This is a genomic window from Pantoea sp. SGAir0430 (assembly GCF_043549295.1).
Genome location: NZ_CP039427.1, coordinates 207,486 through 232,105 on the forward strand (window position 1 = coordinate 207,486; position 24,620 = coordinate 232,105).

General features: G+C 58.0%; 21 protein-coding genes, 6 tRNA genes and 2 other RNA genes. 10 read left to right on the top strand and 19 right to left on the bottom strand.

Translation table 11 applies throughout. The features are described from left to right. Positions 1 to 972: a cysteine synthase A gene (cysK, locus tag E7738_RS01055; RefSeq protein ID WP_021508083.1), complete on the bottom strand. Its 972-nt coding sequence runs from the start codon at positions 970 to 972 to the stop codon at positions 1 to 3. A gap of 140 nt (positions 973 to 1,112) precedes the next feature. Next, positions 1,113 to 1,874: a sulfate transporter CysZ gene (gene cysZ, locus E7738_RS01060; RefSeq protein WP_021508084.1), complete on the bottom strand. Its 762-nt coding sequence runs from the start codon at positions 1,872 to 1,874 to the stop codon at positions 1,113 to 1,115. Between the two features lie 217 nt (positions 1,875 to 2,091). On the opposite strand from cysZ, the gene zipA reads away from it, so the two are divergent. From zipA to E7738_RS01075, 3 genes are all read left to right on the top strand, one after another. Next, positions 2,092 to 3,075: a cell division protein ZipA gene (zipA, locus tag E7738_RS01065; protein WP_058775693.1), complete on the top strand. Its 984-nt coding sequence runs from the start codon at positions 2,092 to 2,094 to the stop codon at positions 3,073 to 3,075. 72 nt (positions 3,076 to 3,147) lie between these two features. Continuing rightward, complete coding sequence (gene ligA, locus E7738_RS01070; RefSeq protein ID WP_058758355.1) at positions 3,148 to 5,166, top strand: NAD-dependent DNA ligase LigA; 2,019 nt, start codon at positions 3,148 to 3,150, stop codon at positions 5,164 to 5,166. 1 nt (position 5,167) lies between these two features. Next, positions 5,168 to 5,386 carry a DUF3820 family protein gene (locus E7738_RS01075; RefSeq protein ID WP_021508087.1) on the top strand — a complete coding sequence of 73 codons (219 nt, stop codon included), beginning with the start codon at positions 5,168 to 5,170 and terminating at the stop codon, positions 5,384 to 5,386. Between the two features lie 31 nt (positions 5,387 to 5,417). Here E7738_RS01075 and E7738_RS01080 read toward each other — a convergent pair whose 3' ends face one another. Then, positions 5,418 to 6,419 (bottom strand): bile acid:sodium symporter family protein, encoded by a 1,002-nt coding sequence (locus E7738_RS01080; protein ID WP_021508088.1) that lies wholly within the window; start codon positions 6,417 to 6,419, stop codon positions 5,418 to 5,420. 101 nt (positions 6,420 to 6,520) lie between these two features. Here E7738_RS01080 and E7738_RS01085 point away from each other — a divergent pair, with 101 nt between their 5' ends. Then, on the top strand, positions 6,521 to 7,441 hold the full coding sequence (locus E7738_RS01085) for a LysR family transcriptional regulator (RefSeq protein ID WP_264442358.1): 921 nt from the start codon (positions 6,521 to 6,523) through the stop codon (positions 7,439 to 7,441). Here the strand turns inward: E7738_RS01085 and E7738_RS01090 are convergent. The 7 genes from E7738_RS01090 to E7738_RS01120 form a co-directional block, all read right to left on the bottom strand. Further along, positions 7,438 to 7,794 carry a FlxA-like family protein gene (locus E7738_RS01090; RefSeq protein WP_021508090.1) on the bottom strand — a complete coding sequence of 119 codons (357 nt, stop codon included), beginning with the start codon at positions 7,792 to 7,794 and terminating at the stop codon, positions 7,438 to 7,440. The two genes, E7738_RS01085 and E7738_RS01090, sit on opposite strands and share 4 nt — an antisense overlap. Positions 7,795 to 8,335: 541 nt before the next feature. Next, positions 8,336 to 8,472, bottom strand: a non-coding RNA gene (locus E7738_RS01095) — RtT sRNA. A 44-nt stretch (positions 8,473 to 8,516) separates the two neighbouring features. Further along, positions 8,517 to 8,653, bottom strand: a non-coding RNA gene (locus tag E7738_RS01100) — RtT sRNA. 44 nt (positions 8,654 to 8,697) lie between these two features. Further along, positions 8,698 to 8,773 (bottom strand) — tRNA-Lys (locus E7738_RS01105). A 4-nt stretch (positions 8,774 to 8,777) separates the two neighbouring features. Further along, a tRNA-Val gene (locus E7738_RS01110) sits at positions 8,778 to 8,853 on the bottom strand. A gap of 41 nt (positions 8,854 to 8,894) precedes the next feature. Continuing rightward, positions 8,895 to 8,970, bottom strand: a tRNA-Val gene (locus E7738_RS01115). Positions 8,971 to 9,011: 41 nt separating this feature from the next. Next, positions 9,012 to 9,087 (bottom strand) — tRNA-Val (locus E7738_RS01120). A 273-nt stretch (positions 9,088 to 9,360) separates the two neighbouring features. Between E7738_RS01120 and gltX the strand changes: the two genes are divergently transcribed. Then, complete coding sequence (gene gltX, locus E7738_RS01125) at positions 9,361 to 10,782, top strand: glutamate--tRNA ligase (protein ID WP_021508239.1); 1,422 nt, start codon at positions 9,361 to 9,363, stop codon at positions 10,780 to 10,782. A gap of 83 nt (positions 10,783 to 10,865) precedes the next feature. Here the strand turns inward: gltX and E7738_RS01130 are convergent, their stop codons facing one another. Both E7738_RS01130 and E7738_RS01135 read right to left on the bottom strand, forming a co-directional pair. Next, positions 10,866 to 11,219 (bottom strand): YfeC-like transcriptional regulator, encoded by a 354-nt coding sequence (locus E7738_RS01130; RefSeq protein WP_021508240.1) that lies wholly within the window; start codon positions 11,217 to 11,219, stop codon positions 10,866 to 10,868. A gap of 111 nt (positions 11,220 to 11,330) precedes the next feature. Then, entirely contained in the window at positions 11,331 to 12,119 is a 789-nt protein-coding gene (locus tag E7738_RS01135) for a formate/nitrite transporter family protein (RefSeq protein ID WP_021508241.1), read from the bottom strand. A 361-nt stretch (positions 12,120 to 12,480) separates the two neighbouring features. Here E7738_RS01135 and E7738_RS01140 point away from each other — a divergent pair. Continuing rightward, a tRNA-Ala gene (locus tag E7738_RS01140) sits at positions 12,481 to 12,556 on the top strand. Positions 12,557 to 12,600: 44 nt separating this feature from the next. Beyond that, positions 12,601 to 12,676 (top strand) — tRNA-Ala (locus E7738_RS01145). A gap of 125 nt (positions 12,677 to 12,801) precedes the next feature. On the opposite strand, the gene E7738_RS01150 is transcribed toward E7738_RS01145, so the two are convergent. The 5 genes from E7738_RS01150 to E7738_RS01170 all read right to left on the bottom strand — a co-directional run bounded on the left by E7738_RS01150 (position 12,802) and on the right by E7738_RS01170 (position 18,452). Then, positions 12,802 to 14,418 carry a rhodanese homology domain-containing protein gene (locus tag E7738_RS01150; protein WP_127834403.1) on the bottom strand — a complete coding sequence of 539 codons (1,617 nt, stop codon included), beginning with the start codon at positions 14,416 to 14,418 and terminating at the stop codon, positions 12,802 to 12,804. After that, a complete protein-coding gene (locus E7738_RS01155) occupies positions 14,411 to 15,001 on the bottom strand; it encodes a cysteine dioxygenase family protein (protein ID WP_211725266.1) in 591 nt (196 codons plus the stop codon). The genes E7738_RS01150 and E7738_RS01155 overlap by 8 nt, the downstream gene beginning before the upstream one ends. Beyond that, positions 14,998 to 15,981: an ABC transporter substrate-binding protein gene (locus E7738_RS01160; RefSeq protein WP_021508244.1), complete on the bottom strand. Its 984-nt coding sequence runs from the start codon at positions 15,979 to 15,981 to the stop codon at positions 14,998 to 15,000. The genes E7738_RS01155 and E7738_RS01160 overlap by 4 nt, the downstream gene beginning before the upstream one ends. Continuing rightward, on the bottom strand, positions 15,981 to 17,069 hold the full coding sequence (locus E7738_RS01165; protein WP_127834401.1) for an LLM class flavin-dependent oxidoreductase: 1,089 nt from the start codon (positions 17,067 to 17,069) through the stop codon (positions 15,981 to 15,983). Before E7738_RS01165 ends, E7738_RS01160 begins: the two co-directional genes overlap by 1 nt. Before the next feature lie 192 nt (positions 17,070 to 17,261). Beyond that, a complete protein-coding gene (locus tag E7738_RS01170) occupies positions 17,262 to 18,452 on the bottom strand; it encodes a NupC/NupG family nucleoside CNT transporter (protein WP_031279840.1) in 1,191 nt (396 codons plus the stop codon). Positions 18,453 to 18,822: 370 nt separating this feature from the next. Here E7738_RS01170 and E7738_RS01175 point away from each other — a divergent pair, with 370 nt between their 5' ends. After that, on the top strand, positions 18,823 to 20,064 hold the full coding sequence (locus tag E7738_RS01175; RefSeq protein ID WP_021508247.1) for an Nramp family divalent metal transporter: 1,242 nt from the start codon (positions 18,823 to 18,825) through the stop codon (positions 20,062 to 20,064). Between the two features lie 50 nt (positions 20,065 to 20,114). Here E7738_RS01175 and E7738_RS01180 read toward each other — a convergent pair whose 3' ends face one another. After that, positions 20,115 to 20,459, bottom strand: coding sequence for a DUF2502 domain-containing protein (locus tag E7738_RS01180; RefSeq protein ID WP_059012163.1), 345 nt, complete (start codon positions 20,457 to 20,459; stop codon positions 20,115 to 20,117). Positions 20,460 to 20,616: 157 nt separating this feature from the next. Continuing rightward, a complete protein-coding gene (locus E7738_RS01185; protein ID WP_215480569.1) occupies positions 20,617 to 21,606 on the bottom strand; it encodes an aldo/keto reductase in 990 nt (329 codons plus the stop codon). A gap of 213 nt (positions 21,607 to 21,819) precedes the next feature. Between E7738_RS01185 and E7738_RS01190 the strand changes: the two genes are divergently transcribed. Further along, positions 21,820 to 23,481 (top strand): alpha-keto acid decarboxylase family protein, encoded by a 1,662-nt coding sequence (locus E7738_RS01190; protein WP_104188604.1) that lies wholly within the window; start codon positions 21,820 to 21,822, stop codon positions 23,479 to 23,481. Positions 23,482 to 23,635: 154 nt separating this feature from the next. After that, a complete protein-coding gene (gene glk / locus E7738_RS01195) occupies positions 23,636 to 24,601 on the top strand; it encodes a glucokinase (RefSeq protein ID WP_058758366.1) in 966 nt (321 codons plus the stop codon). The last annotated feature ends 19 nt before the right edge of the window (positions 24,602 to 24,620 follow it).

Consider the following 24,620-nt stretch of genomic DNA (forward strand, 5'->3'; position numbering starts at 1 on the left):
TTACTGTTGCAGCTCTTTTTCGGTGAACAGATCGGCAAACAGTGCGGTACTGAGATAGCGTTCGCCGGAAGAGGGCAGAATCACCACGATATTTTTATTGGCGAAGGCTTCATCTTCCTGCAGCTTAAGGGCAGCCGCCACCGCTGCACCGGAAGAGATACCGGCCAGAATGCCTTCTTCTTCCATCAACTGACGCGCGGTGCTGATCGCTTCTTCATTGGTGATGGCCACCACGCGGTCAATCAGTTTCAGGTCAAGGTTGCCCGGAATAAAACCGGCACCGATGCCCTGAATCTTATGCGGACCCGGTTTGATCTCTTCTCCCGCCAGCGCCTGTGCGATGACCGGGGAATCCGTAGGCTCAACGGCCACGGTGATCAAATCCTGCTTGCCTTTGGTGTTCTTGATGTAGCGGCTCACGCCGGTCAGCGTACCGCCGGTGCCCACGCCGGCAATGAAGACGTCTACGGCGCCGTCAGTGTCTTCCCAGATCTCCGGGCCAGTAGTCTTTTCGTGAATTTCCGGGTTGGCCGGGTTGCTGAACTGCTGCAGCAGCACATATTTGTCCGGATCGCTGGCAACAATCTCTTCTGCTTTAGCGATGGCGCCCTTCATGCCTTTTGGCCCTTCGGTCAGCACCAGATTGGCGCCCAGCGCTTTCAGCAGCTTGCGACGTTCAATCGACATGGTCTCAGGCATGGTCAGCGTCAGCTTGTAGCCGCGCGCAGCGGCGACATAGGCCAGCGCAATGCCGGTGTTGCCGCTGGTTGGCTCTACCAGCTCAACGCCCGGTTTCAGAATACCGCGTTTTTCTGCGTCCCAAATCATATTGGCACCGATACGGCATTTAACGCTGAAGCTCGGGTTACGCGACTCGACCTTAGCCAGAATGCGTCCATTACCGATGCGGTTCAGTCGAACCAGCGGCGTATGACCAATTGTCAGAGAGTTGTCTTCATAGATCTTACTCATAGCCCGTCCTTAACTGTATGAAATATTGGGAACCCTCAGAGCATACCTGTTCTGACCCCCGGCGGAAGGAAAGAAATCGTATATCTATATAGCCTGCAACCATAAGCCTGATGCAAAAATGCATAAGGCTTTTTGATGCATTATAGATGACGCGCATGCTGGCTGCGGTAGCGATCGACCCACATGGCGGTCGCGCCGCATACCGCGACCGGCATGATGGCGAGATTGAGGATCGGAATCATGGTGAACAGACTGACCAGCGCGCCAAACTGCATATTGGCGGTTTTATGCTGACGCAGCGCGTTACGCATCTGAGGAAAACTGACTTTGTGGTTGTCGAACGGATAGTCGCAATATTGTATCGATAGCATCCAGGCGCTAAACAGAAACCACAACACCGGCGCCACGGTCTGGCCAAAGCCGGGGATAAAATAGAGCAGCAGCAGGCCCAGTGCGCGCGGCAAATAGTAGCCGAGCTTCTGTAACTCGCGCTTCATGATGCGCGGGATGTCTTTCATCATGCCGAGCCAGCCACTGTCCGGTAGGGGTTTTCCGGTCAGACGTCCTTCCAGCTGCTCCGCCAGCAGGCCGCAAAACGGCGCGGCAATCCAGTTGGCGATGGTGGAGAAGAAATAGCTGAATACCAGCACAATCGAAATCACCGACAGCGGCCACAGCAGATAGCTCAGCCACTGCAGCCAGTCCGGCACGTGCGACATCAGCCGGGGAATCCACTGGCCGAGGCGCTGAAACAGCCAGATAAACGCACCGCCCAGCAGCACAATGTTTACCAGCAGCGGGATGATGACGTAGCGGCGGATACCGGGCAGACGCACCAGTTTCCAGCCCTGGGCAAAATAATGAATACCATTCATGGATGAGACCGAATTCTCAGCGGGCATAGCGAGCCTTTCTCCTTTATGTAGCGGCGCCAACATCATAACCTGGCTTTTTATCGGTGACAGGCGCACTTTGCGCGAAAAAACAGCAAAAAAGCGTGGGGCAGCTATCTTATTTGTCAGAAAATACTGCACAGACTTGCACTTGTGTAGCTGGGCAAATACAGTTAGAGGATAAAGTTTGCCGTGGTGGCAAGGTATTGGAACAACAGAGAATACAATGATGCAGGATTTGCGTCTGATATTAATCGTTGTTGGCGCGATCGCCATAATAGCGCTGCTTCTTCACGGACTGTGGACCAGCCGTAAAGAGCGCTCTTCCGTGTTTCGCGATCGCCCGCACAAACGTCTGAAACAGCGTGAAGAAGCGGATGACGATGATCTGCTGAACAGCGAAGACGATGGCGTCGGCGAAGTACGCGTGCGTCGTCAGCGTGATGCCGAAGACGAGCCGCAGTTCGATGCGCCGGTCACCAAACCTGCTGCTCCGCGTGCGCCGGAACCGGTGCGTCAGCCGTTCCCACGCCAGGAAACGCCGTTAAGCGGCGATCCGCTGCTGGACGATGAGCCGGTACGTCAGCCTGCACCTGCGCCACAACCGCAGGCGCCAGTGGCGCAGCCTGTGCCGCAGCCACAACCGATTCAGGCCGATCCGCTGCTGGATAATGAACCGCTGTCCGCCACCCAGCCGGCACCGGAGTTTACCGCCGCCGAGCCGGAGGTTAAACAACCTGAACCTGCGCCTGTGCAGGAAGCTGCACCGCAACCGCAGCCCGCTGCGCCGGGCAGTAAAAAAGAAGCGGTGCTGGTGTTGCACGTTGCCGCGCATGCCGGTGGCGCACTGAACGGTGAAGCGCTGCTGCAGGGCATTCTGCAGGCTGGCTTCCAGTTTGGTGAAATGAACATTTTCCATCGCCATCTCAGCCCGGCCGGCAGCGGTCCGGTGCTGTTCAGCCTGGCGAACATGGTCAAACCGGGTTCGTTCAATCCGGATGAAATGGGCGATTTCACTACGCCGGGCGTCTCAATCTTTATGATGGTGCCGTCCTACGGTGACGCCAATCAGAACTTTAAGCTGATGCTGCAATCAGCACAGCGCATCGCCGATGATGTTGGTGGCGTGGTGCTGGATGATGAGCGTCGCATGATGACACCACAAAAGCTGGAAACCTACAAAGCACGCATCCGCGAGGTTATTGGCTAAGCGCCGCCAGCAGTATCACCCTTTAACTAAATAACCCCCGCTTGCCGGGGGTTTTTTATCGGACGAGAGAATATGACATCGGTTCAGGAGCAGATCACCGCGCTGCGCACCACGTTACGCCACCACGAATACCTCTATCACGTGATGGATACGCCGGAAATCCCGGATGCAGAATATGACCGATTGATGCGCGAACTGCGTGAGCTGGAGAGCGCGCATCCCGATTTAATCACCCCGGATTCTCCCACCCAGCGCGTAGGCGCGGCACCGCTTGCCACCTTTGAACAGGTGCGCCACGAAGTGCCAATGCTGTCGCTCGATAACACCTTTGATGAAGCCGGATTTCTTGCCTTCAATAAGCGCGTGCAGGATCGCCTGAAAAGCACTGACGATCTCACCTATTGCTGCGAGCTGAAGCTGGATGGTCTGGCGGTAAGTTTACTGTATGAAAACGGCCTGCTGGTGCGTGCCGCCACGCGCGGCGATGGCACCACCGGTGAAAACATTACGGCGAACGTGCGCACCATTCACGCCATTCCGCTGCGCCTGCACGGCGACAATATTCCGGCGCGGGTAGAAGTGCGCGGCGAAGTATTCATGACCGAAAGCGGCTTTGAGAAGCTGAATGAGGAAGCGCGACGCACCGGCGGCAAAGTGTTCGCCAACCCGCGTAATGCGGCAGCCGGCTCGCTGCGCCAGCTCGATCCGCGTATCACCGCGAAACGTCCGCTGACCTTCTTCTGCTACGGTTTTGGCCTGCTGGAGGGCGGCGAAATGCCTGCCAGCCACTGGCAGCGTCTGCAACAGTTTAAGGCCTGGGGATTACCGGTCAGCGATCGGATTCGCCTGGTGCACACCGCGGATGAAGTGCTGGCGTTTTATCGTCAGGTTGAGCAGGACCGTCCGTCACTCGGCTTTGATATTGACGGCGTGGTGATCAAAGTCGACTCGCAGGCGCTGCAGGAGCAGCTGGGCTTTGTGGCGCGCGCACCGCGCTGGGCGGTGGCATTCAAGTTCCCGGCGCAGGAGCAGATGACGGTGGTGCGCGACGTCGAGTTTCAGGTCGGACGTACCGGGGCGATTACGCCGGTGGCGCGCCTCGAACCGGTGCAGGTCGCGGGCGTGATAGTCAGTAATGCGACGTTGCACAACGCCGATGAAATCGCCCGGCTGGGGCTGCGTATCGGTGACAAAGTGGTGATTCGTCGCGCCGGTGACGTGATTCCGCAGGTGGTCAACGTGGTGGAATCTGAGCGTCCGGCGGATGCGCGCGAGATTGTGTTTCCCAGCCACTGTCCGGTGTGCGGCTCTGACGTAGAGCGTGTGGAAGGCGAAGCCGTAACGCGCTGTACCGGCGGGCTGATTTGCGGCGCGCAGCGCAAAGAGGCACTGAAGCACTTTGTCTCACGCCGTGCGATGGACGTGGACGGCATGGGCGATAAAATCATCGACCAGCTGGTGGAAAAAGAGTACGTCAAAACCCCGGCCGACCTGTTCCGTCTCACCGCCGGCAAGCTGACCGGACTGGACCGCATGGGGCCGAAATCAGCGCAAAACGTGGTGGACGCGCTGGAAAAAGCCAAATTCACCACGCTGCCGCGCTTCCTGTATGCGCTCGGCATCCGCGAAGTGGGCGAGGCGACGGCGGCCAACCTGGCGAACCACTTTGGCGAGCTGGAAAAGGTCATGAACGCCGATCTCGATGCGCTAATCGCGGTACAGGACGTCGGCAAAGTGGTGGCAGCTCACGTGCGCAACTTCATGGAAGAGGAGAGCAACCGTGAAGTGATCCGCCAGCTGACGGAGGAGGTGGGCGTGCACTGGCCGGCGGTGGTGGTGGTCAAAGCCGAAGAGATCGACAGCCCGTTCGCCGGAAAAACCGTGGTACTGACTGGCTCGCTGTCGCAGATGAACCGTGACGATGCCAAAGCGCGGCTGACGGCGCTGGGAGCCAAAGTTAGCGGCAGCGTATCGAAAAAAACCGATCTGCTGATCGCCGGTGAGGCCGCCGGTTCCAAGCTGGCAAAAGCGCAGGAGCTGGGGATTGCGGTGATCGATGAAGCCGAAATGATTCGGTTACTGGGCGCCTGAGATGGATAAGCAGCAGCTGGTTGAGATTGCCAATACCGCGATGCCGTTTGGCAAATACAAAGGACGGATGCTGATCGATGTGCCGGAAGAGTATCTGCTGTGGTTTGCGCGTAAAAATGAGTTTCCCGCCGGCAAACTGGGTGAGCTGATGCAGCTGACGCTGGCGATCAAAATCGAAGGCTTACAGGGCTTAGTTAAACCGCTCAAGCGCAGTGAATAAGTGACAGGCCCGCAATTGCGGGCCTGATGTATTATGACTTCTGCGCTTCTATCTGTTGCTTCGCCAGCTTCTTCTCATTGCCGGCTTTATAGCGCTGGGCAATGAACGAGCACACCATCAGCTGGACCTGATGGAAGATCATCAGCGGCAGGACAATAATCCCCACTGCACTGGCCGGGAACAGAATGTTGGCCATCGGCACGCCGTTTGCCAGGCTCTTTTTCGAGCCGCAAAACAGCACCACAATCTCATCCGCACGGCTAAAGCCAAACAGCCGGGAAGCGCCAAGGTTGATGGCCAGTGCGACGAACAGAATCAGCAGGCTGCCAGCCAGAATCCACAGCAGGGTATCAACGCCGACGCGATGCCAGATGCCGTTAACCACCGCTTCACTGAACGCCGAATAGACCACCAGCAGAATCGAGGTTTGATCGGTTTTGCCAATCAGGCTGCGATGCTTCTCCACCCAGCCACCAATCCAGCGGCGTGCCAGGTGGCCCAGCACAAAGGGCACCAGCAGCTGCAGCATGATTTTACCAATCTGCTCCAGACCGTTACCCGGCGCATCGCTGTGCACATTCATCACCAGGTTAACCAGCAGCGGCGAAATAAAGACGCCCAGCAGACTGGAGGCGGAGGCAGCACACACCGCCGCGGCAACGTTACCGCCCGCCATGGAGGTGAAAGCAATCGCGGACTGCACCGTCGCCGGCAGGATACACAGGTAGAGGAAACCGGTGTAAATCTCCGCGCCGACGTTAACCGGATGCCACCACACCAGCAGCAGGCCAAGGATCGGGAAAATCACGAAGGTGCTGCACATAATCCACAGATGAAGCCGCCAGTGGCTGCTGCCGGCGATGATCTTCTCACGCGACAGTTTGGCACCGTGCATGAAGAACAGCAGGGCGATGGCCGCAGTGGTCAGGTATTCGAAGAAATCGACAAACCCGCCTTTGGCCGGGAAGAAGCTGGCCAGCAGCACGGTGATGATGAGTTTGACCATCATCGGGTCAAGTCGTAAAAAGCCCATTGTTACAATCCGGTTAAATGTAATAAATGATGCTGCTGATTGTGCGTCAGACGCGTTTAGAAATAAAATTGATTTATTGCATTAATCTATGAGCGCAATAGATGAATTACACCTTACGACAGTTGCGCACCTTTGTGGCGGTGGTGCAGCACGGCAGTTTCAGCCAGGCAGGGCAGGCGATTGGGCTGAGCCAGTCGGCTGTCAGTCACAGCATTAAAGAGCTGGAAGCGGAGATGGGTGTACGGCTGCTGGATCGCACCACGCGCGAGGTGTTACTGAGTGAAGCCGGACAGCAACTGGCAACGCGGCTGGAACGACTGCTGGAGGAGCTCAATACCACGCTGCTCGATGTGCGCAGCTATGGCGAGCAGCGCAGCGGCACGGTGCGCGTGGCGGCCAGCCAGACGCCCTCGGCGCATCTGATGCCGCAATGCCTGGCCAGCAGCCAGCTGCGTTACCCCGACATTCGGGTGATTCTGCACGACCGCGTGCAGCAGTGGGTATTGCAGAGCGTGCGCAATGCGGAAGTCGATTTTGGCATCGTCATCGGTCCGCTGCAGGATGCGGATTTCGATAGCGAGGAGATTCTGCAGGAGCCGTTTTTACTGTTGTGTCATCAGGATGATGCGCTGGCGCAGGTGCCGCAGGCCCAGTGGTCAATGCTGGCTGGTCGCGCTATGGTGCTGCAGGATTACGCGTCGGGCAGCCGATTGCTGGTCGATGCCGCATTGCAGCGGCTGGCGCTGAACGTGCAGGTGGTGCAGGAGATTGGCCATCCGGCCACGCTTTATCCGATGGTGGAAGCGGGCATTGGCATCAGTATTTTACCGGCACTGGCGCTGCCGCTGCCGTCCGGACGTAAGCTGACGGTGCGCCGGCTCTATCCGGAGATCAATCGCAGCCTGATGCTGATTAAACGCAAAAACCGTTCACTCACGCCGGCAGCGGAGGCTATCTGGCAGGAAGTGCGTCAGCAGGCGGCGCTGCTGACGCAGGATCGCGCGCTTAATCCGGCGTTTTAAACATAAACGTCAAGTTGGTTGCTGTCGGTTGGGCGGTTGATGCCATCCGCTTTCACTGCAGTAACCTCCTGTTTCTCCTGCTTCTGCTCCGCTTTCTCCTTTTCCTGCTTCTGCAACTGCTGGATTTGCGCCTGCAGCAGCTGAATCTGCGCGTTAATCGTCTCCTGCTTATCCTTTCTTTGCTTCTCGGTCAGGCTTTTGTCCTTCGCAATGTCTTTCAGTTCATCGTTCAGGCTGGCAATTTGTTTGGTCAGGCTGGCGATTTTCGAGGCGCTATCGCTACTGCCGGATGCGCTTCCGGAGCCGGAAGTACTGCTGCTGCCAATATTGGTATTGGTCGAAATGGTGGTCATAACGTTCTCCTTGCAAATGTGCTCTTTGGTTATCGGAACGCAGCCGCTGCGGCTTGATAGTGAGAAGTGTTAAATTTGCGAAAAGGTTTCGCCAGGAACGAGGGCGGAAGGGGACAGGGCGGGCACGGCCTCAGGCAGAGCGGGTGCTTTCTTCACGGCTGAAGCAAAAAAGTGCCTTGAGAAAGTAAGAGCGGTCAGGTAAGGCAACCGCAAGTCGCACATTATTCGTAGCGGCGCGATTAATCGCGCAATAAATTGCGGCGCTACCAAACGTGCAACCGTGGTTGAATGCAGTTTCAGCTTTACTGGCAGCCCGGGGGAACGTGAAGAAACGAAAAAAGCGCCCGGTGGGCGTAAGGGCAACCAGGTAAGGCAACCGCAAATCGCACACCATTTGTAGCGGCGCGATTCATCGCGCAATAAATTGCGCCGCTACAACATGTGCAAACGTGGTTGAACGCAGTTGCAGCTTAACTGGCAGCCTGGGAAGTGGGATATGAAGAAACGAAAAAAGCGCCCAAAGGGCGCTCTTTTCTGAATTTGGTGGGTCGTGCAGGATATGCCTCGGCCCATCCGGGGCCTCGCCCTGCGGGTGATGCTGGCGCATCAGCCTGAATCGCTCCCGGCGATTCAGTCGAACCTGCAGCAGGTTCTCATCCTGCACGTTCAGCATCGGCACACAGAAACGAAAAAAGCGCCCAAAGGGCGCTTTTTCCTGAATTTGGTGGGTCGTGCAGGATATGCCTCGGCCCATCCGGGGCCTCGCCCTGCGGGTGATACTGGCGCATCAGCCTGAATCGCTCCCGGCGATTCAGTCGAACCTGCAGCAGGTCCTCATCCTGCACGTTCAGCATCGGTACACAGAAACGAAAAAAGCGCCCAGAGGGCGCTTTTTCCTGAATTTGGTGGGTCGTGCAGGATTCGAACCTGCGACCAATTGATTAAAAGTCAACTGCTCTACCAACTGAGCTAACGACCCGAAGTGGTGGGTGATGACGGGCTCGAACCGCCGACCCCCTCCTTGTAAGGGAGATGCTCTACCAACTGAGCTAATCACCCACTTCGGTACTGCTTAACAAGAGTGTCATCTGACTAAGATATGGTGGGTGATGACGGGCTCGAACCGCCGACCCCCTCCTTGTAAGGGAGATGCTCTACCAACTGAGCTAATCACCCATATCTTATCTCTTGTTCACTGCGGGCCATCTCATTAAGAGTGGTGGGTGATGACGGGCTCGAACCGCCGACCCCCTCCTTGTAAGGGAGATGCTCTACCAACTGAGCTAATCACCCCCGCTGTGTGGAGTCGCATTATAGGGATCCTTCGAAGTGAGTCAACGCTTTTTAAAACATAAATGTGCGTTCGCTTTAAATTTAGACATCATGCAGCGCTTTTAGCCAATGTGCTGGTTTTATTAGCAGAAAAACGCACTTCTGCCCGCGCCGCCAGCGTGACAGTGATTGAGGAATCAGCCTCACCTGCTAGAATATGCGCACTGTTTTTCCGCGTTAACCCGTTTTTTTGTCATCCAGACAACGAAACCTGCGCATTTAAGGCAATGCTGAATGAAAATCAAAACTCGCTTCGCACCCAGCCCGACGGGCTACCTGCACGTCGGTGGTGCGCGTACTGCGCTTTACTCATGGCTTTATGCTCGCCATAACCAGGGCGAATTCGTCCTGCGTATCGAAGATACCGACCTGGAGCGCTCCACGCCGGAAGCGATCGAAGCCATTATGGATGGGATGAACTGGCTGAATCTCGACTGGGATGAGGGCCCGTACTACCAGACCAAACGTTTCGACCGTTATAACGACGTTATCGACGAAATGCTGGAAGCCGGTACTGCTTATAAATGCTATTGCTCGAAAGAGCGTCTGGAAGCGCTGCGTGAAGAGCAGATGGAAAAAGGCGAGAAGCCCCGTTATGACGGCCGCTGCCGCGACAGCCATGAACATCATGCTGTCGATGAGCCGTGCGTGGTGCGCTTCCGCAACCCGCAGGACGGTTCGGTGATTTTTGACGATCAGATTCGTGGTCCGATCGAATTCAGCAACCAGGAACTGGATGATCTGATCATCCGCCGTACCGACGGTTCACCGACCTACAACTTCTGTGTGGTGGTCGACGACTGGGATATGGGCATCACGCACGTTATTCGTGGTGAAGACCATATCAACAACACGCCGCGTCAGATCAACATCCTGAAAGCGATTGGTGCGGAAGTGCCAACTTATGCGCACGTATCCATGATCCTTGGCGATGACGGTAAAAAGCTGTCCAAGCGTCACGGCGCAGTGGGCGTCATGCAGTATCGCGACGACGGCTACCTGCCGGAAGCGCTGCTTAATTATCTGGTGCGCCTCGGCTGGTCACATGGCGATCAGGAGATTTTCAGCGTGGCGGAAATGACCGAACTGTTCACCCTCGATGCGGTAAGCAAGTCGGCCAGCGCCTTCAACACCGAGAAACTGCAGTGGCTCAACCACCACTACATTAATACGCTGCCGCCGGAATATGTCGCGACCCAGCTGCAGTGGCACATTGAGCAGCAGAATATCGATACCCGCACCGGACCGGAGCTGGCGAAGCTGGTGACGCTGCTGGGTGAGCGTTGCAAAACGCTGGTCGAAATCGCCGCGTCCTGCCGCTACTTCTATGAAGAGTTTGACGCGTTTGATGCGGATGCAGCGAAAAAGCATCTGCGTCCGGTGGCGCGTCAGCCGCTGGAAGTGGTACGCGACAAGCTGGCGGCCATCAGCGACAGCGACTGGAATGCGGAAAACGTGCATCACGCCATCCAGGCTGCTGCGGATGAACTCGAGCTCGGCATGGGCAAAGTCGGTATGCCGCTGCGCGTTGCCGTAACCGGTGCCGGTCAGTCGCCTGGGCTCGACGTGACGGTGGAAGCCATCGGCCGCAGCCGCAGCGTGGCGCGTATCGAAAAAGCACTGGCGTTCATCGCGGAGCGTGAAGCACAGGCCTGATTGAGCTGAACAGCGGCCTGTCAGGCTGCTGTGATGCGGCAGGCAACAAAAAAGCCGGAAGCATCTCACTGCTTCCGGCTTTTCTATTCTTCCTGGATTCCTAACCGCTGTAATACGCCCCTGATCCCTTCCCGCAATAACAGCGCCGCCAGTTGTTCCTGTTCGGTGGGCGTCATTTGCTGGACAGAATTTATTAATAACGCAGGTAACGTATTTTGCTGAGCGCCGTAATTCGCCGCCGGTTCGTTTGCATGGCGGGTGGACTGAATGAAGCTTTTGACACGCTCATCAATGTGGATTAATCGCGCCTTACCGCCCTGTACACCGGGCTTGGGCGTGGTCGTCCAGTTTTCACGCTTGATCCATTTATTCACTGTCTGCCGACTGTAGCCCGTTTCCAGCGCGAGCTCTTCGGGAGTGAGCCATTCCTTTTTCACGATGCTGTCCCTGTTAAATACATTAGCTCTACATATTACAACAAAACGTTACGGGGAAAAGTAATCAAGGCAGAAAATGCCTTTTGCTGTGCGACAAAAGGCAAAATCGGTTTACTGCGCTTCGCTGACCGCCGCCTGTGCCGGACGGAAGGCGAGGAAATAGGTGAGGCCGACAAAGATCGCACCGCCCACACCATTGCCTAAAAATACCGCAACCACGTTAGGTGCAAATTCTGCCCAGCTCATCTGACCGGCAAAAATTGCGGCAGGCACGATAAACATGTTGGCCACCACGTGCTGGAAACCGATTGCCACGAAGGCCATCACCGGGAACCACATGCCGAAGATTTTGCCGACCATATCTTTACTGGCGAAGGCCAGCCACACCGCCAGACACACCAGCCAGTTGCAGCCGATGCCGGAGATGAACGCGTGCATGAAATCGGCGTTCACTTTGGCATGCGCGATCGCCACGGTTTTCTTCAGATAGTCGCCTTCGGTCATGCCGAGCAGATGGCCGAAGAACCATGCTACCGCAACGCTGCCAATAAAATTGGCGATGGTGACCCAAAACCAGTTACGCAGCACGCTGAAACCACTAATGCGGCGCGCGAACCAGGCAATGGGCAGGGTCATCATGTTGCCGGTCAGCAGCTCGCCGCCCGCCAGCACGGTCAGAATCAGTCCGACCGGGAATACCGCCGCACCGAGGAAGCCGGCAAACGAGCCCCATTCAGCAGGCAGCTGGTTAATAACGTGCAGATCGAGCAGGAAGCCGGTCGCGATAAACGCGCCAGCCATAAAGCCAAGAATTAATAAGGTGGAAACCGGCAGACGGCTTTTAGCCACGCCGGCCTGAATCGCCAGTTGCGCGATCTCTTTAGGTGTATGCAGCGACATAGTTCACTTTTCTTTTATTAAACAAGGAGGACGTGCTGGCCGGTTAGCGAGTGAATACCCTGGACGGCTAACCGGTTAATTAGCGCGCTAAGTTTTACACGCACCATTAACGAAAACAAGCCTGACGCTAACATCTTTAACCTAAAGTTAACCTCGGCGTGGTGCACCGTTGAGGCGGCGTTGAGATAACGGCTGAGGGCAGGGATGACGAGTACGCGCTGCGCTGAAAAAAAAGCCACGGCGACACAGGGTTGCCGCCTTTTTCAGCGATCGCACGCAGAACGAGAATTTGCCGTTGACACTCAAACAGCGGTCTCATATTATGCCGTCCGTCGAGGTAACTCGGCGGTTTTTTCGGTACGGGGCTATAGCTCAGCTGGGAGAGCGCTTGCATGGCATGCAAGAGGTCAGCGGTTCGATCCCGCTTAGCTCCACCAAACCGCTCCCAACGGTTTGCACTGAAAAAACGAATTCCAGATGTGGGGGTATAGCTCAGCTGGGAGAGCGCTTGCATGGCATGCAAGAGGTCAGCGGTTCGATCCCGCTTATCTCCACCAATTCTCTGTTCGTTCAGAACAAACGTACTTAAAACCCGATAATAATACTGCCCGTTTGCGCAGTGTGACGTTGCATTCGCCGACTGGCTGCGCGCAATGGCGCTGACCTGCAGCGCCTTTCCGTGTTAAACCGTTACGGCCTGTGGCTGCAGCTGCAGCACGCGAAAACCGTGGGTACCGTCGCGATCCAGTTGCGCCACCAGACCATATTCCCAGTCGAGATAGGCCTGCATCACGTCCGGTTCAATATCGGTGCCTTCGTACGGGCGGCGATAACGATCGATGGGCGGCGAGAGCAGGCGCTGCTCGCCCTGTTCGGTGGGCAGACCGGCGGCACGCCAGGCTGCATTGCCTCCCGCCAGCACCCGCACCGGTTTGCCGGTCAGCGTGGCAATTTGCTCCACGGCATAGCTGGCCAGCAGACTGCTGCCGCAGGTCAGCACATAGCGGCCAGCATCGGGCAGTAGTGCTTTGCCCTGCTGCTGCAGGGTGGAACGCAGTAGCCAGGCCGCCCCGGGAATATGGCTGTTGCGGTAATTGGCGAGCGTGGTGAAATCCAGCACCTGCGTGTCGCCAGCCGCCAGCCACTCGGCCAGCTGCGCGGGGGAGATCGATTCCGGCGCAGCAACCGGCGCGACCTGCGGCTGCCAGCTACCGACAGCGCTGAAATCGCTGGCCTGCAATGCATCAAGCACCGCCACCTGCCAGCCAAGCTGCGCCAGCCAGGAGCCGGTCATATTGGCGCGGACACCGTCATCATCCACCAGCACGATACGCGCACCGCGCACGCTGGCGTAATGATCGGTCTCCTGTACCAGCTGGCCGCCCGCCACGTGGCGGCTGCCCGGCAGATGACCGGCGGCGTACTCTTCGGCATCACGCACGTCAAACAGGTAGGTGGTGCGTGCTTCCTGCTGCCAGCGCGTCAGCGTCGCCAGAGGAATGCGTGTCACACCAGCGCGATCGGCAATGGCGCGGGCCTGGCTCGCGGCCTGACGTTGCGCGGTTTCGCTGGCGTTGCCATAGCGGCGGCTCTGCCCATGCTCCAGGGCATGACCAGCCAGCGTCCAGCCAATGGTGCCGTTGCGCAGCGCGAATACCGGATTACGAATACCGGCATTGACCAGCGACTGCGTGCCAATAATGCTGCGCGTGCGTCCGGCGCAATTCACAATCACCGTGGTGCGCGGTGAGGGGGCTAAATCGCGCACGCGCAGCACCAGTTCGCCGCCCGGTACGCTGGTGGCGCCCGGAATGCTCATGGTGTGATATTCATCGAAGCGCCGCGCATCCAAAACCACCACGTCGGCATCATCGCTAATCAGCGCCTGTACCTCATCGGCGGAGAGCGAAGGCGTGCGGGCATGATGTTCCACCAGTTCGCCAAACGCTTTGCTGGGTGAATTAACATCGATAAACAGCTCGCCGCCAGCCGCCTGCCAGCCGGCTAAATCATCGGCCAGTAGCGTGACCTGCTGATAACCCAGTGCGGCGAGACGTTCAGCGGCGGTCTGCGCCAGGCCTTCGCCGTTGTCATACAGCGTAATGGCGGTGTGACGTTGGGGAATGCGGTCCAGCAGCTCCAGCTCCAGCTTTGATAGCGGAATGTTGACGGCAAACAGCGGGTGCCCGGTGGCAAACAGCGCCTCATCGCGCACGTCAATGATCGCCACTTCCTGTTGCTGACGCAGCGCTGTCAGCAGTTCCGCCGCCTGGCGAAACGGGAAAACCGGTTTAGTCATGTGAAAGGTCCCAAATGTTAGGTAGATAACGGTTGCTGTAGCCGGAAATAAAGCGTTTTTCGTGGCCGTCGGCGGTGTAGACCGCGCGCTCAACCGCGCCGATATTCGCGCCATACACGTGGATACTGACAGAGACGCGATCGTCATAGGCGTTGCTGACGCGATGGATATCACCGACCGTCGGCGACACCGCCTCCACGCTGCCGGGTTCAAGCCGCACCGGCGCACCTTCTGCCTGTAAACCGTGCGGGCCCGGCTGCCACGATTGTGAAATCTCGGCGCCGCGCAGCATGCCAATCAGTCCCCAGACGCGGTGATCGTGAATCGGCGTCTGCTGACCCGGCCCCCAGACAAAACTCACCACGGAAAAGCGCTGCTGCGCATCGGCATACAGCAGATATTGCTGATAGTGCTGCGGATGGGGCTGGGTAAACGCCTCATCCAGCCAGTCATCGTGGCGAATCAGTTCGGCCAGCCAGCCGCTGCCCTGCCGCAAAATGGTCGCTTCGTCCGGCTGGCTGTCGAGCAGGGTGGCCAGCCGGGCGACGAAGGTGCGCAGGCGATGTTGCTGATAATCACTCATGATTTGTCTCCCGGCGCGTGCTGGGCGATGCGGTTAGCGGCGGCGGACAGGCTGAAGTCAAACGCCTGGCTGACATCGACCTGCTTTGGCAACACCTGATAACGATGGAAAAAGTCGGCGGATTTCTGCAGCGTGGCAATCAGGTGCGTGTCAAACACCAGCGGGCGGATGCGCGCATCGTCAATCCAGCTGCGGGTAATGGCGGGGGGCATATTCAGGGTTTGGCTCAGCACGCCGGCGAATTCCTGCGGATGGTGTTGCGCCCAGATTTGCGCCTTCGCCAGTCGCGCCAGCAGGTCGGCAATCGCTTCCCGCTTGCCGGCGTCCTGCAACGCTTCATTACGGGCCAGTGCGTAGGAGTAACCAGACATAATGCCTTTACCGCCGCCGTCCGGCACGCGCACCGTACCGTCGATGGCGGTCGAGGTGGCGATATAGGGCTCCCACGGCGCCCAGGCCGCGACCGCACCGGACGTCAGCGCCGCGCGGCCATCCACCGGTCCAAGGAAGCGCAGCGTGACATCCTGCGGCGTCAGGCCAGCGCGCTCCAGCAAGCCAAGCAGCAGATAGTGTCCCCAGCCGCCGCGGTTGACCGCGATCTGCTTACCTTTTAAATCCTGCAGCCGGTGAATGCCGGCGTCGGGGCGGGTCAGCAGGGCGATGCTGTCCGGGTTATTCTGCCAGGCACCCACGGCTTTCACCGGCGCGCCTGCCGCATAGACAAACAGAAACGGCAAATCACCGGTAAAGCCAACATCGAGCGCCCCGGCATTGAGCGCTTCCTGCACCGGCGCGCCGGAGTCAAAGGCGGTGAGCTTAAGATCGTAAGGCAGATTGTTCAGTTCGCCCGAGGCTTTCAGGGCGGCAAAACGATCGCCTTTCACATCGCCAAGGCGCAGCGTGACTTTATCGGCCGCCAGCAGCGGCTGGAGTGACGCGAGGGCCAGCGCAACACCGGCAAACAGAGCGGCGAGACGCATCAGGCGCTCCTTTTTTCAGTTGCGCTGAGCGCAGCCACTTTTTCACGCGTCAGCGGCAGCAGCTCACGGCCGTATTCCACCGCATCATTCAGCGGGTCAAATCCGCGGATCAGCACGCTATGAATGCCGAGGCGATAATAATCCAGCAGCGCCTCAGAAACCTGATCCGGCGTGCCGACCAGCGCGGTGGAGTTGTAGCCGCCCTGCACCAGTTTTGCCACGCCGGTCCACAGCACTTTGTCGTGGCGTTCGCTCTCATGCGCCGCCGCCAGCAGACGCTGCGCACCGACACTCTGCGGCTTCGGCAAACCAAAGGTATAGCCGGTATCCGCCAGCTGCTTCTCTGCGGTGGCGCGGATATGTTCGGCACGCTCCCAGGCTTCTTTTTCGGTGTTACCCAGAATTGGCCGGAAGGAGATGTTAAACGCAATCTGGCGCCCCTGCGCGGCCGCCGCCGCACGCACATTACGTACCGTCTCGGCCGCGCCTTTTAACGGTTCGCCCCACAGCGCGAAGACATCGGCATGTCGCGCCGCCACGTCAATCGCCTCCGGTGACGATCCGCCGAAATAGATCGGCAGCTTATGTTGCAGCGGTTTAATGGCAGAGAAAGCCTGCTCAGCCTGGTAAAACCGGCCCTGATGATCGTAAGGCTGTGGCGACTCAAGGCTCTGTTTCAGCACGCTGAGAAATTCGTCGGTGCGCGCATAGCGTTCAGCCTTGCTGAGAAAATCACCGTCGCGGCGCTGTTCGCTGTCGCTGCCGCCGCTGATAATGTGCACGGCCAGGCGGCCGTCGGTGAGATGGTCGAGCGAAGCCAGCTTGCGGGCCGCCAGCGTGGGCGCGACAAACCCCGGACGGTGCGCCAGCAGGAATTTAATCTTCTGGGTATGCGCCGCTGCGTGAGCGGTGACCAGAAAGCCATCGGGTTGATCGGACCAGTAGCCGACAAGAATGCGATCGAAGCCGGCCGCTTCATGGGCGCGGGCAAAGCGGGCAATGTAATCTTTATCGAACAACGTGCCGGATGCGGGAATGATTTCTGAGGCAAGCCGGTGGCCAATCATGCCAAGGAACTGAATGCTCATGCGATTCTCCTGAGGTGAGGTCAGAAGGAAAAGCTACGGGCGCAGACGGCAACAACGGAAATTCGATATTGTGCAAAGGGTTTGCGGGAAACGGTGAAGCAGGGCGTGACGCGGCGGCAGGCTGACTGGCGCGGGATATAACGCTTAGGTATATAAAAGAAGAGAAGGGCGAGCCGCAGCCCGCCCTGTAGATCAGAAGCCCAGCACCAGACCGGCGATGGCGGCGGAAAGCACGCTCACCAGCGTCGAGCCGTACAGCAGTTTCAGGCCGAAACGTGATACCACGTTACCCTGCTCTTCATGCAGACCTTTGATCGCGCCTGCGACAATGCCGATGGAGGAGAAGTTGGCGAAGGAGACCAGGAACACCGACAGAATGCCTTCCGCATGCGGCGACAGCTGACCGGCGATTTTCTGCAGGTCCATCATTGCAACGAATTCGTTAGAAACCAGCTTGGTCGCCATGATGCTGCCCACCTGCAGCGCTTCGCTGGATGGTACGCCCATTACCCAGGCAAACGGATAGAACACATAGCCCAGCACGCCCTGGAAGCTGATGCCGAAGATGGTATCAAACAGCGCGTTGAGGCCGGAGATCAGCGCGATAAAGCCAATCAGCATCGCCGCAACGATAATCGCCACCTTGAAACCGGCCAGGATGTATTCACCCAGCATCTCAAAGAAGCTCTGACCTTTATGCAGATCCTGCAGCTGCAGGTCTTCTTCGCTGTCCACGCGGTACGGGTTAATCAGCGACAGCACGATAAAGGTACTGAACATGTTGAGCACCAGCGCGGCCACCACGTACTTTGGCTGCAGCATCGTCATGTATGCACCCACAATCGACATCGACACCGTCGACATCGCGGTGGCTGCCATGGTGTACATGCGGCGCTGTGACATTTTGCCAAGGATATCCTTATAGGCGATAAAGTTTTCTGACTGTCCCAGAATCAGAGAGCTGACGGCGTTAAAGGATTCCAGTTTGCCCATGCCGTTGATCTTCGACAGCACGGTACCGATAGCGCGAATCACCCACGGCAGGATGCGGAAATGCTGCAAAATACCGATCAGGGCTGAGATGAAGACGATAGGGCACAAAACATTGAGGAAGAAGAAGGCCAGACCTTTCTCGTTCATGTTACCGAACACGAAATTGGTGCCTTCTGCTGCATATTTGAGCAGATGATCAAACAGCCCGGCGAAACCTTTAACAAAACCGAGGCCTGCTTCGGAGTTAAGGAAGAACCACGCCAGCAGCACTTCAATCACCAGCAGCTGAACGATATAGCGAATCCGGATACTCTTACGATCGTGACTGACGAGTAACGCCAGCACGGCTACCACCACCAATGCTAAAAGGAAGTGCAAAATATGGGACATATCGGCTCCAAATTTGAGGAGGGTTGTATTTTGCTGCGTATTCTATGTAACGCGTTACTTAAAAACGAGATCAAAACCACAATATAAGTATTCGGTATCGCTTTATTTCTCGGATTAGTCTCACCGCTCACAACCTGTTTACAAATCGATCACAAGAAATATCCACAAAGAGATTGTCTATAATTTGACCCGGGAGTAGAGTGAAACCTGTTGCATAATTTTTAGCAAGCGCTAACTTTACCTTGTGGTATAGCAATGGCTATACTTTATAGCACCATCTATCAATGCGATAACTATAACCAAATTTCACTTGCCTTGAATGCCCCGTAAGCTGGATGGGTCAGACAAGCGTTAGGACAGGGTCAAAACTATGTCAGAAAGTCGCACCGCCGAGCGCGCCGCTCGCGGAGCCAGAAAGATCAAGCTCGCGCTGCTGGGACCGGCCTTCATCGCGGCCATTGGTTATATCGATCCCGGCAACTTTGCCACCAACATCCAGGCGGGGGCCGCGTACGGCTACAAACTGCTGTGGGTGGTGGTATGGGCCAACATTATGGCGATGCTGATCCAGCTGATGTCTGCCAAGCTGGGTATTGCCACCGGTAAAAACCTCGCCGAGCATATTCGCGATCGCTTCCCGCGCCCGGCGGTGTGGTTCTACTGGGTACAGGCGGAGATTATCGCCATGGCCACCGATCTGGCGGAATTCATCGGGGCTGCGCTCGGCTTTAAGCTGCTGCTCGGCATCTCGCTGCTGCAGGGCGCGGTGTTAACCGGTATCGCCACGTTCCTGATCCTGATGCTGCAAAACCGTGGACAGAAGCCGCTGGAGCTGGTGATTGGCGGGCTGCTGCTGTTTGTCGCCGCCGCTTATATCGTTGAGCTGTTCTTCTCGCAGCCGCGCGTCAGCGATCTGGTGGTGGGCATGGCGCTGCCGAGCCTGCCTACTTCGGACGCGGTATTCCTCGCGGCTGGCGTACTGGGCGCGACCATTATGCCGCACGTCATTTATCTGCACTCGGCGCTGACGCAGTACGGTAATAAAGGCAGCAAGGCGGAGCGCTACTCCTCCACCAAGCTCGACGTGGCGATCGCCATGACCATTGCCGGTTTCGTTAACCTGGCGATGATGGCCACCGCAGCGGCCGCGTTTCACTTTAGCGGTCACACCAGCATTGTCGATCTCGACCAGGCCTATCTGACGCTGCAGCCGCTGCTGGGTCACGCGGCGGCGATTGTGTTCGGGCTGAGTCTGGTAGCGGCCGGCCTCTCTTCTACCGTGGTGGGCACGCTGGCCGGCCAGGTGGTGATGCAGGGCTTTATCCGCTTCCACATTCCGCTGTGGTTCCGTCGTACCATTACTATGCTGCCGTCCTTTATTGTTATCTGGGCGGGCTGGGATCCGACGCGCATTCTGGTGATGAGCCAGGTGCTGCTGAGCTTCGGTATTGCGCTGGCGCTGATTCCGCTGCTGTCGTTCACCGGGAACCGTGACATCATGGGCGATGAACTGGTGAACTCACGCCTGATGCAAAATGCCGGTCGGCTGATTGTGGTGCTGGTGGTGGCGCTGAATATCTATTTGCTGGTGGGCGAAGCGCTCGGCTGGTAAACAAATGACTGAATAAAAAAATCCCGGCTGCGTCTGCGCCGGGATTTTTTTTAATGGTGATGATGGTCGTGGCGGTCGTGCCGGTGATCGTGACGCCAGTGTTCGCGACGTTCGCGCTCGTGCCAGCGGCGCTCACGTTCACGCTCCCAGGCACGGTGGCGTTTCCACTCTTCGTGACGCCACCAGCGATGATCGTTGTACTGATAGCGATCGTGCCACCAGCGCGGTTCACGCCAGCGACCACCGTCCCAGTAGTAGCCGCGACGATCGCGATCGCCGAGATGCAGCGTGACGCCAGGGGCCAGATTGATGGTAGCGCTACTGGCTTCAGCTGTGTGCAGCGCCAGAGGGGATAACGTTGCCAGCAAAGCGGCAAACAAAATTGCACGTTTCATACTTTCTCCTCATCGATAGCATCGAGGCTACCGTGGCGCTAGTGTGCCATATCGGACCAGACACGCCTTGAGATTTAGTCTGAAAAAGTGTCAGCGAAAGGTTGTGCAGCGTTTTCTGCTAAAGACAGCGCCCGGAAAATTCCGGGCGGGTAAACGGTTACACCAGAATTTGCTCAATGGCAGCGATCTCGTCCGCGGTTAATTCAGGCTGGCTCAGCATGTCGACGGCATCGTCAATCTGCGCGGTTTTACTGGCGCCAATCAGCACCGACGTGACGCGCGTGTCGCGCAGCACCCAGCGCAGCGCCATTTGCGCCAGCTTTTGACCGCGCTGATGCGCCAGCGCCTGCAGCTGCTGCACTTTCGCCATCTTCTCTGGCGTCAGCTGGTTTTCGTTGAGGAATTTGCTGCCGCTGGCGATGCGCGAATCCTGCGGAATGCCCTGCAGATAGCGGTCGGTCAGCACGCCACCGGCCAGTGGTGAAAAAGCAATACAGCCGACGCCATTGTCACCCAGCACGTCCAGCAGACCCTGTTCCGGCGTGCGTTCGAACATCGAATAGCGCGGCTGGTGGATCAGGCAGGGGGTGCCGAGATCGCGCAGCATGGCGATAGCGGCGGCGGCTTTATCCGCCGGGTAGTTCGAAATCGCCGCGTACAGCGCTTTACCCTGACGCACCACCTGATCGAGCGCGCGCATGGTCTCTTCCAGCGGCGTTTCCGGATCCGGACGATGGTGATAAAAGATATCCACGTACTCCAGCCCCATGCGCTTCAGGCTTTGATCGAGGCTGGAAATCAGGTACTTGCGTGAGCCCCAGTCGCCGTACGGACCGTCCCACATGGTGTAACCCGCTTTGGTGGAGATCACCAGCTCGTCGCGCAGGCCGTGAAAATCTTCGCGCAGAATGCGGCCAAAGTTGCTCTCCGCAGAACCGGGCGGCGGCCCGTAGTTATTGGCCAGATCAAAATGGGTAATACCGCGATCAAATGCGTGACGCAGCAGCGCGCGGCTGTTGTCGACGCGCGTGCTGTCGCCAAAGTTGTGCCATAGACCCAGCGAAATCGCCGGCAGCTTCAGGCCGCTGCGGCCGCTGCGGCGATACTGCATCTGGTGATAACGTTCGGCGTGGGGAAAAGTACTCATGCAGCGTTCCTGTCTCAGGTGGGAGAAAGTGGCATCAGCATAGCAGTGTATGCGTTTACACTGCGCCGTAACGCGGCAAAGATCGCAACTTACAGAATTTTCTGTCGTCGTAACGAATGCTTGCCATGCATGACAGCGCGATGATGGTGAAAATCTCGCCAGTTCAGCCACATCGCTAATACTCCTGATCATTCCCCCTCACAGGAGCGGTCGATGAACACTCTTAACGTTGGCGACTATTTACTGCATCGTTTGCACCAGGCGGGTATCCGCCATCTGTTCGGCGTACCCGGCGACTACAACCTGCAATTTCTCGACAGCGTCATTGACCATCCCGGCATTACCTGGGTCGGCTGCGCTAATGAACTCAATGCCGCCTATGCGGCCGATGGTTACGGTCGCTGCAACGGCGCGGCCGCGCTGCTGACCACCTTTGGCGTCGGTGAACTTAGTGCGATTAACGGCATCGCCGGCAGCTACGCCGAATATGTGCCGGTGATTCACATCGTCGGCGCTCCCGCCAGCCACGCCCAGCAGCAGGGCGACTGCGTGCATCATTCGCTCGGCGACGGCGATTTTGGCCATTTTCTGCGCATGGCCCAGGAAGTCAGTGCCGCCAGCGCGGTGCTGAGCGCCGACAACGCCGTGGCTGAAATTGATCGGGTCATCGCTGGCGCGCTACAGCAGCACCGTCCGGGCTATTTGCTGCTGGCGGTGGATGTCGCCGCCGCCACGGTAACGCTGCCGTCAGCCAGCGCCAGCCCGGTACCGGCTGAAAACCGCGACGTGGCGCAGGCGTTTGCCGCAGCGGCGGAACGCCTGCTGGCACCGGCGCAGCGCGTGGCGCTGCTGGCCGATTTTCTCGCTGCCCGCTGGCAGCTGCAGGCGCCGCTGGCTGAGCTGCGTGCGCTGCGTGCCATTCCGGCAGCCACGCTACTGATGGGCAAGGGCGTGCTGGATGAGCAGCAACCGGGCTTCGTCGGCACCTACGCCGCCAGCGGCAGCCGCGAAACCGTGCGCGCGGCAATTGAAGACACCGATGTCACCCTGTGCGTCGGCGTGCGTTTTACCGACACCCTGACCGCCGGGTTTACCCAGCAGCTGTCGGCGCAGCGGGTGATTGATCTGCAGCCGTTTCATGCCAGCGTCGCCGGAGAAACCTTCGCACCGCTGAGCATGGCGCAGGCGCTGGCCGCGCTGCTGCCGGTTTATCAGCGCCACTGCGCGCACTGGGCCACGGGCGTGGCCGACATGCCGGACGATGCACCGCCCGCTGCTGCCGCCGTAATCAGTCAGCAGGCTTTCTGGCAGGCGATGCAGCGTTTCCTGCAGCCCGGTGATATTATCCTTGCCGATCAGGGCACGGCGGCGTTTGGCGCTGCCGCGCTACGTTTACCGCATGATGCGCAGCTGCTGGTACAACCTTTATGGGGTTCCATTGGCTATACTTTACCCGCCACCTTTGGTGCCCAGACGGCGCAGCCTGACCGCCGCGTCATTCTGATCATCGGCGATGGATCGGCGCAGCTGACCATTCAGGAACTGGGATCGATCCAGCGCGACGGCTTAAGCCCGATCATTTTTCTGCTGAATAATGAGGGATACACTGTCGAACGCGCGATCCATGGAGCGGAACAGCGCTACAACGACATCGCGCAGTGGAACTGGACCGCGCTGCCGCAGGCGATGAGCCTGAATTGTGCGGCTCAGAGCTGGCGCATCAGTGAAACGGCGCAGCTTGATGCCGTGATGGCACTGCTCAGCCAGGCGCGTTGCCTGTCACTGATTGAAGTGGTGATGGAGAAACAGGATCTGCCGCCGCTGCTGCGTACCGTGACGGCGGCGCTGCACCAGCGTAATAGCCACAAAGTTTAGGACAGTTGCCTCTGTACAGTTGGGCTGGCGACAGTCAGGCTGTGCGTCGCACTGAATGACCAACGCTCATCGTGCAAGGTGAGCGTTGTTGTTTTATTGGCAGGCTTTTATAGTGTCCTGCACTTGTTTATGACCCAAGCGGAGCAGCAGAAGAATGACAAAATACGCCCTGGTCGGCGATGTGGGCGGCACTAACGCTCGTCTCGCCTTGTGTGAGGTGGAGACCGGCGCCATCTCCCAGGCCAAAACATTCTCAACATCAGACTACGACAACCTTGAAGCAGTTATCCGTCACTATCTGGATGAGCAACAACAGGACATTACCGACGGCTGCATCGCCATCGCCTGTCCGATCACCGGCGACTGGGTGGAGATGACCAACCATGACTGGGCCTTCTCAACGCGTCAGATGAAGGAAAGTCTGGGCTTTACTACGCTGGAAATCATTAACGATTTCACCGCGGTTTCCATGGCGATTCCGATGCTGACGGCGCAGGACGTCCTGCAGTTCGGCGGCAAATCGCCGGTGCAGGATAAACCGATTGCCATCTACGGTGCTGGCACCGGGCTGGGCGTCAGCCATCTGGTGCACGTTGATAAGCGCTGGGTCAGCCTGCCGGGTGAGGGCGGTCACGTTGACTTTGCGCCAAACAGTGAAGAAGAGGATGCGATTCTTGAAGTGCTGCGCGCCGAACTGGGTCACGTTTCTGCCGAGCGCGTGCTGTCGGGTTCCGGACTGGTTAACCTGTATCGGGCGATTGTGAAATCCGATCAGCGCGAGCCGGAAAACCTCAAGCCAAAAGATGTCACCGAGCGGGCACTGCAGGATAGCTGTATTGACTGCCGCCGCGCGCTGACGCTGTTCTGCGTCATCATGGGACGGTTTGGCGGCAACCTGGCGCTGAACCTCGGCACCTTTGGCGGCGTCTACATTGCCGGTGGCATCGTGCCGCGCTTCCTCGAGTTCTTTAAAGCGTCCGGCTTCCGCGCGGCGTTTGAAGACAAAGGCCGCTTCCGCGATTACCTCGTTGATATTCCGGTCTACATGATTACTCACGACCAGCCGGGCCTGCTTGGCGCCGGTGCCCATCTGCGCCAGGCGCTGGGGCGCGTGCTGTAATCTGACGGGCGAACGGCTT